An 11,050-nucleotide genomic window follows, 5' to 3' on the forward strand; every position below is an offset into this window, starting at 1 on the left:
CCGCCGTTAACCGGGATTATATAAACACAATCGAAACTGGAAACGCCTTCTGCGCCGGCCTAAGCTACATCCGGGGCCTCAACATTGGAAGAAGCTGTGCGGGAAAGGGCCCCGCCGCAACTCTGTCTTAACGCAGAACTACTGAAGCCAGGCACGCTAAGCGCAACCCTTCACCGCAAATAATCACCATCCCACCGTTCCAGCCCTATCATTTTCTACCCAGAGTAACTAGAATTACCGCGATATCAGATGAACGCACTCCTGGTATCCGAGATGCCTGACCAACACTCGCGGGCCTGATGATGCTCAATTTTTCCCTCGATTCGGCGGACAAACCCGATACAGATTCCCAATCCATCTTGTTTGGAATTGAAACACCTTCCATTTTACGAAAAAGTCGAACATGTTGCTCCTCCCGTCTTAAATATCCCTCGTATTTGATATCCAGTTCTATTTGCTTAAGCCAATCAGTATTTGCTCCCATGGCGATTGCGGGGTCAAGTTTAATCAAATCCTCAATGGACACATAAGGATCGCGCAGTAAATGCTCGAAATTCTCACCCTCCCGGCATGTAGCCTTCCGTGCAGCACCCACCGTAGGAACTCCTTCCAGCCTCCGTGTTGCCCCCTCTCCTAATTCCGTCCCGACTTCAAGTTCACCCTCACCCAGGATTCTCTTCCGAAGCAAGCAGCGAATTTCCTCGATCTTTGAACATTTAGCCTCAAAACGTTCAATATCCCCCTTGCCAAAGAGACCCGCCTCCTTCCGTCGAGCAAAAAGCCGTCTATCGGCATTATCATGCCTGAGCGCAATGCGATACTCCGCCCTGCTGGTAAACATTCGATACGGCTCCCTGGTTCCTGAAGTAACCAAGTCATCAATAAGAACACCGATATAGGCCTCCGATCTATCGAGCACTAGCGGCTTCTCACCCTGCAGACGCCGCCCCGCATTTATACCCCCCATCAAACCCTGCGCCGCCGCCTCCTCATAACCACTCGTTCCATTAGTCTGACCCGCTATAAATAGATTTTGAATCCTCTTTGATTCCAGATTCGCCATCAACTCCAAAGGATTCAAATAGTCATACTCAACCGCATATCCCGGCTTTATTATCTGCGCGTGTTCGAGTCCAGGGATGCTTGTAATAAACTCTCGCTGCGAATCCTCAGGCAAACTAGTGGAAAGGCCATTGAGGTAGATTTCCTGGCTATCAAATCCCTCGGGTTCCACAAAGACATGATGTCTCTCTCTATCTGGAAATTTGACAACCTTATCCTCAATCGAGGGGCAATAACGGGGGCCAACTCCGGCAATTTTGCCCGAAAACAAGGGCGAACTGCCAAGATGCCCGCGAATAATCTCGTGAGTTTTCCGATTCGTATAGGTTATATAACAGGGCAGCATCGGTCGTCTTGACACCTCCGCTCCCCCAAAGCTGAAGCCAAAAACCTCTTCATCACCGAACTGGATTTCCATCCGATCGACATCAATCGAACGTCGATGAACCCGTGCCGGAGTTCCAGTCTTCATACGCCCAACATCAAATCCCATCTCCCGGAGTCGATTTCCCAATTCCGGGGCGGCCATTTCGCTAATTCGTCCTCCCGGCCCCTCCCACTCGCCAATAAACATTTTCCCATTCATAAAGGTCCCGGTCGTAAGGACAACCACTCTCGCTCCAATTCTGCCGCCCCGCTCAGTTACCACTCCCTTTACAGCAATCGACTCTCCATCCCCGCTTCCAAGAATGAAATCCACAACAGTATCTTGATATAGATGCAGATTGGCCTCAGCTTCCAGGGTTTTCTTCGCCCTAATACGATAGGCCATCTTGTCCGCCTGAGCTCTTGGTGCCTGAACCGCCGGACCTCTGCTGCGGTTTAAAACTCGAAATTGAATCATCGTCTTATCGATAATTCGCCCCATTTCCCCGCCCAACGCATCAATTTCTCTAACCATATTCCCCTTCGCCAGGCCCCCAATTGCCGGATTACACGAAAGCTGCCCAATCGTATCCAGATTTTGCGTAACCAGCATTGTCGAATAGCCAAGTCGACTGAGCGCCAATGAAGCTTCTATCCCAGCGTGGCCTCCACCGACAACAAGTGCTTCATAATCCACTCTTCTTCTCCTTCAAATCTCACATACAACCCATTCTAACTCAACAGACCGCGACTTCCTATTCCGCCTGAGCCATATCATCCATCGTAGGCGGGTCCGCCCCCCTTCTGGCACAGTTCAAACTGGATGCCTTTATCGCAAACTTCAAAGCATCGAGCGCCTCCGCTCGGGTTAAAACCTCCCCGCAGCGCATCGAAAGCCTGCCCAACTGACTCAATCGCACTAGCAGCGCACCGTGAAAGCTATCCCCGGCACCAACCGTATCAATCACTTCAACCGGATACTCTCCCGATTCCACACGAAAGCCAGGTGTCAATAGCACAGCTCCGTTCTTTCCCCGAGTCACAACCACAATACCAGCTCCGGCAGCCAACCAGGCACGAGCGCTATCCTCTCTATTCCTTCCAGGATAAAGCCAATCCAAGTCCGCGCCGCTAACCTTCACAATAGTTGCCAGAGTAGCCAGTTCTTCCGTCTCCCTTCTAAACGCCTCCACATCACTCACCATCATAGAACGAATATTCGGATCGTAAGAAAGGGCCCGTCGTCCCACCTCCCGTCGAATCAGGTTTCTAATCGTTCGCGCCCCTGGCTCCAGAAGAAGCGAAATCGAGCCAAATTCCAAACACTCCACCTCGTCCGAAAAACTCGCAGGTACGTCAAGCAGGTGTCTATCAGCCGAGTCGTGCGTATAGAAGGCATAACGCGGCTCTTTGCCCTGCTCTATTCCTACAAAAGCCAAGGTAGTAAGACGATCCGATCGACAAATAAGGCTCGTATCCACTCTCTCCGCAAGCAATCTATTAAAGAGCAGATTTCCGAAAAAATCGCTCGAAATTTTACCGAAGAACCCAGCCTCAGCGCCCAGCCGTGACACGGCGATAGCCAAATTATAAGAAGAACCCCCAGTGCACGGCGCATATGTTAGTTCGTCTCCCTCTCGAGGAACAAAATCGATTAACGCCTCACCACAACTAACAATCACAAAAAACACCTCCTTAACATATCAAACCCAGAAATTCAAACCCAGAAATCTTTCCGTCCGGCCGCACCCTCACTTTCAATTTTAGCACTGAACTCCGAGAAATTAACTTGCAGACTTGCCTTGGAATCACCCCAGCTTCTAACAATGGTTAGCACCTCGCCTCCCTCATTCAAACTCACATCCATTTCCCGAAAGCCATGTTCGGCCCGGCCAGGTTTTAGACTGCCCGCCCTCAAATCCACCTTCGCGCCCACTGCCGTTCCACCGACGCCAAAGACTTCAAAACTGTTGCGAAACTCCATCAGACGAAGGAGTCTCTTCACAACCGGCCGCTCCAGCTGGGTCTCCGCTTCCTCCAAACTATAGCCATGCCTGTTGATATCTCTTCCCTGCCGCGTCTTCTGCACAAGCTCAATATCATTCGGGCCCGCCAATAGTCCAACATAGTAAACCTGCGGAATACCAGGCACAAAGAACTGTAGCGCCCGCGCTACCATATAAGCATCGTCGTTTTCTCCAAGCGCCGAATAATAAGTGCAGTTAACCTGGTAGATATCCAGATTCCCGAAGTCCGCCGTCGAATACCGTCTATTCACACTGGAACCTTTTTCGTAGAGCATGTTAATCGTGAAGTCAATCTGCTCTGAACTAAGCAGGTCTGCCACATCCACAATTCCAATCCCATCGTGAGTGTCCAAGGTAGTTACACAGTTTCCAGGACGACGAAGCAGCCAGTCTCTAAGCGGCACAGCGTTTCCCGAATAACAGGCATGAAGTAACAACATCGGCAGAGCAAAATCATATATCATCACCCTTCCCAAGCCAGCCAGCCGCTCCTGGTAACTGAAATGCTCATGTATCTCCGGCAACAGGGTTACTCCGTGGCGCTCGGAAATATCCACGCAGCGTGTTAGCAAATCAACAATCTCCGGTTCTTCAAAGAAAAACCTCGTGCCCCGCCTCTTAGTTGCGTACCCAATCGCGTCGAGTCGAATCGTGCCAATTCCCCGCCGCGCGCAGAGTTCTCCTAATTCCGATTCAAGCCAACACCTGCCGACATCCGAGAACACATCAATATCAATCTGTTCCTCGAAAAAAGTGCACCAAACATCCCTCACAGTCCCATCTTCAAAAGTCACCGATGTCCACGGATTTCTGGGTTTGCGGGTGTAGATGAGAGCACGCTCGTCCTTCGGGATTCCATCCGGAAAAAGTTTATCAACCGGAATAAACAAATCTGCCCAGCGCGAATTTTTCCCCTTCTCCAACCAATCCAAAAACCAGGCCGATCGCACTGAAATATGATTCATCATGAAATCAACGGTCAACTCAAAATCACTCCCAAGCGTCTCTACATCTTTCCAGCTCCCGAAGGCGCTATCCACCTCTCGATACGTAGTTGGAGCAAAGCCTCTATCTGCCGTAGACGGGAAAAACGGCAGCAGGTGCACGCCTGCCAAACAATTTGAAAGTCTCCGTTTCATAAAACCATGCAGTTCCGCAATATTGCGGCCCAAACTATCCGGATAAGTGATTAGATGAACTCCATTAATCATCTGCAGCTCCTAATTTCAAAGATATCTCAACTCTGTCTTGAAAAACAACCTCAACTGGATTTCCACAAGACTACTTGCTGCATCCAACAGTTCTCAATCAAGCCACAGTCGCATAGTGAGTCATACCTTACACTCATTGCCTGGTTTCAACTGCGATACCGACAAGCCGGCACTCTCATCGTTGACACCCTTGTTCGCGAATACTATAGTTCACGCAATCAGGCGGGCTGTAGCGCAGGGGTTTAGCGTACATGTCTGGGGGACATGGGGTCGGCGGTTCAAATCCGCCCAGCCCGAATTCGGTGCCTGACTACTGCATAATAAACTCCACTGAAGCTGGAATGAGGGGGATGAAAATGACAAACTATCTGATATACAGAACTCTGAGCAGGAGTCTCTATTACACCTTGGCTGCGGCGTTGGTGGTTTCTCTATTGGTTAGTTGCCCTAAATCCAAAGATAATAACGTAATCGCGGGTGACAAACTGTGGAAATCTATTGCGATATCCTCCGATGGATCCAAGCTTGCCGCAGTAGTGGAATACGGCCATCTGTATACCTCTGCGGATGGGGGGGCCACCTGGATAGATCGCAGTAACGCCGACAACTCTGCAATTGCAGGAGATAAATCCTGGCAGTCCATCACGATGTCTTCCGATGGGTCCAGGCTTGCCGCAGTAGCGGAATACAGCCATCTGTATACTTCCTCAGATGGAGGAACCACCTGGATAGATCGCAGTAATGCCGACAACTCTGCAATTGCAGGAGATAAATACTGGCAGTCCATTGCGATGTCTTCCGATGGGTCCAAAATTGCCGCGGTAACGGGTTTCGAGCATCTCTATACCTCCTCGAATGCGGGAGAAACCTGGATAGATCGAAGTACTCTCAACCCTGCAATAGAAGGGAATAAATGGTGGTTTTCAGTTACGATGTCTTCCGATGGGTCCAAAATTGCCGCGGTAGCGGATTTCGACCACTTCTATACCTCCTCGGATGCGGGAGAGACTTGGACAAGAAGCAGAGTTACTGATTCTGTAATTACGGAAGTTGTATTCTGGCAATCCGTTGCGATGTCTTCTGACGGGTCCAAAATTGCTGTGGTACCTTATGATGGCCGCCTGTATACCTCCTCGGATGAAGGAAACACTTGGACAAATCACAGCACTTTCGACTCTGTAATTGCTGGAAATAAGAATTGGTCTTCAATCACGATGTCTTCCGATGGGTCCAGGCTTGTCGCGGTAGAGGAATACGGCCATCTGTATACCTCCGGGGATGGAGGAGTCACCTGGATAGACCGCAGTATTCGCGACTCATCAATCAGGGGAGATAAGCGATGGAAATCCATGGCGATGTCTTCTGATGGGCTTACAATTTTTGCAGGGCTATATGGCGACCATCTGTATATCTCCAGGAATGGGGGAGTGGACTGGACAGATCTCAGTGAATGAAATTGCGTATCTTTAAGGAGGCTATTGAGATTTCGGCAGACGCCGAGGCGCTTAGTCCGGCATCTCCTGGCGGCTGTTTAACTGAAAATACTCCGTATAATACATGCTAAAGCGACAGTGATAAGGAATCGAAGTTCGGAGCCCTCGAGGCGATTATTCCGGGGAATGAGATTACCTCCGACATCGCCGAAATGGGCGTTGACAAGATTGCCTCTTTCATCTTCAGGAACAGCAAAGTACCAAAGCGATATTCCGATTGTCAAATGGCTTGCTGGCGGGGCTTACATCTCTTAAGATGGGTATTAAATTCGTGTGAAGAAGCAGTCCGCGAGTATTTTGAGGAGGTTGGGAGTTCTGAAAACCACATGTCATGAAACAGCCGTTGATGCGCTCGGGCGCTAAGTGCATGGCGTTAAGCACCTTATAGAGCCATAATGAAGCAAAATTTAACCTTGAACCTAGAAGTATCAGGACGCAGCGAAATGACAATCTTCGGGCCGGTTTTCTCTTTTCATATTTTTTCGATTTTTTCTGTTGACAGGTTGTTGGAATTTTTTATAATGAAAATCAAGTGTAAACGTATTCTGAAATAAAAACGTTTCGACAAAGGAGTATACAATGAAGAGAATTCTCGCAGTCTTCGCGACGGCATCTATTCTGATCTTTTCCGCGTTTGCTAACGGCGATGCGGCGATTGGAACGGGGGACGCAGGTACATTGAGAATTGGCATTATCCTGACCACTTCCGGTCTGGGGGACAAAAACTTCAACGACATGGCCTACGACGGCCTGGTTATGGCCGAGAATGAACTTGGCATCACTTTTGACTATGGTGAGCCGGAAACTGTCAGTGACTACGAAACCCAGCAGCGCTCTTTCGCTTCTGCGGGCATCTACGATCTGATAATCGCGATTGGTGCGGATCAGACTGAACCACTGACGAGCGTCGCAACGGATTTTCCGGATCAATCCTTCACTCTCCTCGACGGCTCTATCGACGGCCTCTCCAATGTGCATTCGATTGTCACGCAGTTTCAAGATCAAACCTTCTTAACCGGTGTTCTTGCGGGATTGATGACCAATCGCTCCGATTTCCCGATGATAAATCCTAAAGAAAAAAGAATCGGCATTATCCGAGGTTTGGACCTCCCGGTGCTGCGGAATGCTACCGCAGGGTACATGGCCGGTGCGCGATACGTCGATCCTGATGTGGAAATCCTTGTTGGAGACGTTGGATCGTTCAACGATCCGGGGAAAGCCAAGGAGATGGCGTTGTCGATGTACGATAAGGGGGCAGACTTCATTCAGCTGATGGCCGGAGGATCGGGATTGGGTATCATCAGCGCTGCAGTGGAAGCAAATGCATATGCGTTTGGAGTTGGAGACAACCAAAACGGTGATCAGCCAGACCATATCCCGGCCACTGCTATCCGATACGTCAACGATATCATCTTCAACGACGTGAAGAACTACCTCAACGGTGCGTGGTCCTCAGGTAAAGATGTGTGGGGCTTCAAGGAAGCCGTCGTCGGGTATACAACAGAGAACAGTATGGTGAGTCTTCCCGAAGATGTGGTTGATATCATTGAAGATATCAGGATGAGCCTCGTCGCCGGTGAGATAGTTCCTCCCAGTGAAGTTGACGACGTAGATGCTTGGATAGCGGAAAATCAGTACTATTAGAGTGTTATTGAGCCAGAGCCCCCCGTAATCAACGCGCATCATGCGGGGGGGGCCCTCCCGAGATTTCCCATATACCTATAGGAGTAGCCTATGATCGAGATACGGGGCCTGTGTAAGGCCTTTGGCGTAATTCAAGCCCTTAAGGATGTGAACCTCCGGATCAACCAAGCCAGCGTCAGAGTTCTCCTTGGCGAAAACGGCGCGGGTAAATCCACTTTGATGAAGGTTTTGTATGGGATGTACGCTCCGGACCAAGGAGAGCTTTTCTTTGACGGTCGGAATACAGTGCTAAGAAACTCCCATCAAGCGATCGACCTTGGGATTGGAATGGTACATCAGCACTTCATGCTGGTGGAAGAATTTTCCGGATACGAAAATGTTGTCCTTGGTTTCGAACCGAAGAAATCTGGACAACTTGATCGGGGAAGAATGATTTCCGAGGTGAACAGGCTGAAACACGAGTCTGGTATCGACATTGATCTCTCCCGCCGCACCGGAGCAATGACTGTGGGTGAGCGACAGAAGGTGGAGATTCTCAAGCTCCTCCACCGGAAGTCGGATATTCTTATACTGGACGAACCCACAGCGGTCCTCACACCAAATGAAACCCATGATTTGTTTGCAATGATCAGAATCTTAAAGGACCAGGGCAAAGGTGTAGTTCTCATCACCCATAAACTTCACGAGGCTCTGGAGATTGCGGATGAAATCACCGTGTTGCGGGACGGTGTGGTGGTATCTGACGGTATCGACCCGGAAGGAAAGTCCCGAGAGGACCTCGCGAAAATGATGGTGGGGAGAGATGTTGCACTATACTCGCGGAAGCCCTCTCCAAAGGTTGGCGAGCCCTTGTTCGTCTGTGAGGATATCACAACCGAATCCTCCGGCGATTGCGCCCTGAAAAGCATCCATTTCTCCGTCCATGAAGGTGAAATCCTGGGCATCGCAGGAGTGGATGGCAATGGCCAAAGAGAGCTCGTCGAGGCCATCGCCGGGCTGCGCGAGACCGCAGTTCGACGTGTCTTCGTACAGAATCAACCCGTCCCAGCCGGGACGCCAGATATACTCAAGAGCGGAATCGCCTTCGTGTTCGAAGACCGCAACTTCAACGGTCTCATTGAAAATATGTCCGTCAACGAAAACGCAATCCTCGGCTATCACCGAGAAAGCTCATTGAAAAGGGGTTTTCTCTTAAGCCAGAAGAAAACTCGGGAAAGGGCGAAACGACTTATCAAAGAGTATCAGGTGCGGACTCCTTCCGACCAAACCTCTGTAGGTGATCTCTCCGGAGGCAATCAGCAGAAAATATTGATCGCGAGGGCATTGGGCGCAGGACCGTCTATAGCGGTTATTTCTCAACCAACTCGCGGCGTCGATATTGGTGCCATGGAGTATATACACGAATCAATTCAGCTATTCCGGGATCTCGGTAACGCGATACTGCTGATTTCAGCAGACCTGGACGAAGTGAAAAGCCTTAGCGACCGAATTCTCATCATTCACGAAGGTGAGATAGTCGTGGAGGGAAAACCCACCGAGTTAAGCGATACCGAGATAGGGCTCTACATGACGGGATCTCACCCGGATTGACAATTTAGGAGTATCTACATGACAGAAAGACCCCTGGCAAGTCGCCTGAAAAACGTTCTAATCCCATTCACTGCACTGCTTCTCGCACTTCTAGTCTGTGCAATTCTCATCCGTTCGTTCGGATACTCGCCGCTCTCGGTTTATAAGGGAATTATCATTGGGGCTGCCGGCAATATGCGCTCCTTGCTTCAAACCTTGAGCGAATCTACAGTGCTTATCCTCACTGGGCTTTCGTTCGCAGTAGCTTTCAAAGCGGGGCTTATCAACATCGGTGCGGAAGGTCAGCTTTATATGGGTGCGGTGTTTGGCTCCCTGGTGGGACTCTACCTGCCCCTGCCTGGAATAATCCACAAGGCAACCGTAATCCTCGTCGCAGCTGCCGCAGGTGGAGCTTGGGCTGCGCTCGCAGGTTACCTGAAAGTCAAATTTAACGCCCATGAAGTTATTACCACCATTATGTTGAACACCATCGCGGCCAATTTTTGCAGCTACCTGGTGAACTACCCGTTGCGGGCGAGCGAGGCTATCGCTCAGTCCGATCGTCTCCTCGAAACAGCTATTATCCCAAGATTTTCCGCTCAAAGCCAATTCAACCCAACGTTTTTCCTGGCCTTGATTCTCGTAATAATCGTATACATCATTGTTCATCATACGGTATTCGGATACGAGATGCGGGTTACCGGGAGGAATCGTAATGCGGGACTGGCTGGTGGAATAAACGTTAATCGAATGATCATCGCCTCCATGGCTCTCAGCGGGGCAGTCGCAGGCTGTGCGGGCAGCTTCCATATCATGGCAATCAATACGCGGCTGATTGATGGTTTTTCCACTGGATTCGGGTTCGCCGGTGTTGCTGTGTCCGCACTAGCCGGTGGAAATATTCTGCCGATCATCTTTTCCGGAATTTTGTTCGGTGTTTTCAAGAACGGCGCGCTAGTCGTCCAGCGGATATCCCGAATTCCCTCGGACTTCATACAAATTCTGCAGGCACTGGTTATCATATTCGTGGCGGCTCCAATGATGATTCTGGCGTTTATGGATTTCGTAAGGGGTGGAATCCGCAAAATCACGAACTTTACCGGCCTGAGAAAGAATAGACGGAGGACAGCACCATGAATGTCTTTGATTTGGTTATTTCTTTATTGTCGACAACACTGCGGATGTCGGTCCCACTGCTGCTCGCCGCGCTTGGAGGCATGTACTCAGCGAAAGTTGGCATCATGGCACTCGGTCTGGAAGGCATGATGCTCTCCGGTGCATTTGGTGCGATTTTAGGAACGTATTTATCCGGCAATCCCTACATTGGACTGCTTATGGCAATTGCCTTTGGGGTGATAATTGCGTTGCTGCATGGACTTCTAACAGTACGCTTCCACGTCAATCATATCATTAGCGGCATAGGTTTGAACTTCCTGGCATTGGGTATGACCACTCTTCTTATGCAAGTTATCTGGGGGAGTCGCGGAAATTCCCCGCAGACTGCCTCCTTTGGTCCTATTTTGCCCGTAGCTAAGGGGAGTTTCTTCGGGCTGCTTACCCCGATAACCCTATTCGCGATTATAGCAATCGTGGGTTCACGCTACATTTTCCGAAGGACAGTTTTTGGTTTTCGTTTAAGCGCCGTGGGCGAAAACCCCTATGCCGCAGCAACTGCAGG

General features: G+C 50.0%; 8 protein-coding genes and 1 tRNA gene. 6 read left to right on the forward strand and 3 right to left on the reverse strand.

The genetic code is table 11. The features are described from left to right. Positions 1 to 208: 208 nt before the first annotated feature. From mnmG to gtfA, 3 genes are read right to left on the reverse strand one after another with little or no spacing between them, the layout of a single operon-like run. Entirely contained in the window at positions 209 to 2,125 is a 1,917-nt protein-coding gene (gene mnmG, locus S1OALGB6SA_RS02330) for a tRNA uridine-5-carboxymethylaminomethyl(34) synthesis enzyme MnmG (protein ID WP_124032420.1), read from the reverse strand. 58 nt (positions 2,126 to 2,183) lie between these two features. Beyond that, entirely contained in the window at positions 2,184 to 3,110 is a 927-nt protein-coding gene (locus S1OALGB6SA_RS02335; protein WP_195910248.1) for a carbohydrate kinase family protein, read from the reverse strand. A 35-nt stretch (positions 3,111 to 3,145) separates the two neighbouring features. Next, positions 3,146 to 4,666: a sucrose phosphorylase gene (gtfA, locus tag S1OALGB6SA_RS02340; protein WP_124032422.1), complete on the reverse strand. Its 1,521-nt coding sequence runs from the start codon at positions 4,664 to 4,666 to the stop codon at positions 3,146 to 3,148. 223 nt (positions 4,667 to 4,889) lie between these two features. Between gtfA and S1OALGB6SA_RS02345 the strand changes: the two genes are divergently transcribed. From S1OALGB6SA_RS02345 to S1OALGB6SA_RS02370, 6 genes are all read left to right on the forward strand, one after another. After that, positions 4,890 to 4,963 (forward strand) — tRNA-Pro (locus S1OALGB6SA_RS02345). Between the two features lie 59 nt (positions 4,964 to 5,022). Further along, positions 5,023 to 6,120 (forward strand): WD40/YVTN/BNR-like repeat-containing protein, encoded by a 1,098-nt coding sequence (locus S1OALGB6SA_RS02350; protein ID WP_124032423.1) that lies wholly within the window; start codon positions 5,023 to 5,025, stop codon positions 6,118 to 6,120. Between the two features lie 618 nt (positions 6,121 to 6,738). Then, positions 6,739 to 7,803: a BMP family lipoprotein gene (locus tag S1OALGB6SA_RS02355; RefSeq protein ID WP_124032424.1), complete on the forward strand. Its 1,065-nt coding sequence runs from the start codon at positions 6,739 to 6,741 to the stop codon at positions 7,801 to 7,803. Positions 7,804 to 7,893: 90 nt separating this feature from the next. After that, positions 7,894 to 9,393 (forward strand): ABC transporter ATP-binding protein, encoded by a 1,500-nt coding sequence (locus S1OALGB6SA_RS02360; RefSeq protein ID WP_124032425.1) that lies wholly within the window; start codon positions 7,894 to 7,896, stop codon positions 9,391 to 9,393. Between the two features lie 18 nt (positions 9,394 to 9,411). Continuing rightward, positions 9,412 to 10,509: an ABC transporter permease gene (locus S1OALGB6SA_RS02365; RefSeq protein WP_124032426.1), complete on the forward strand. Its 1,098-nt coding sequence runs from the start codon at positions 9,412 to 9,414 to the stop codon at positions 10,507 to 10,509. Next, on the forward strand, positions 10,506 to 11,050 hold a 545-nt coding region (locus S1OALGB6SA_RS02370), incomplete at its 3' end, for an ABC transporter permease (protein ID WP_148084003.1). The genes S1OALGB6SA_RS02365 and S1OALGB6SA_RS02370, both read left to right, overlap by 4 nt.

The organism is Olavius algarvensis spirochete endosymbiont (assembly GCA_900608495.1).
Lineage (GTDB): Bacteria > Spirochaetota > Spirochaetia > DSM-2461 > DSM-2461 > UBA2779.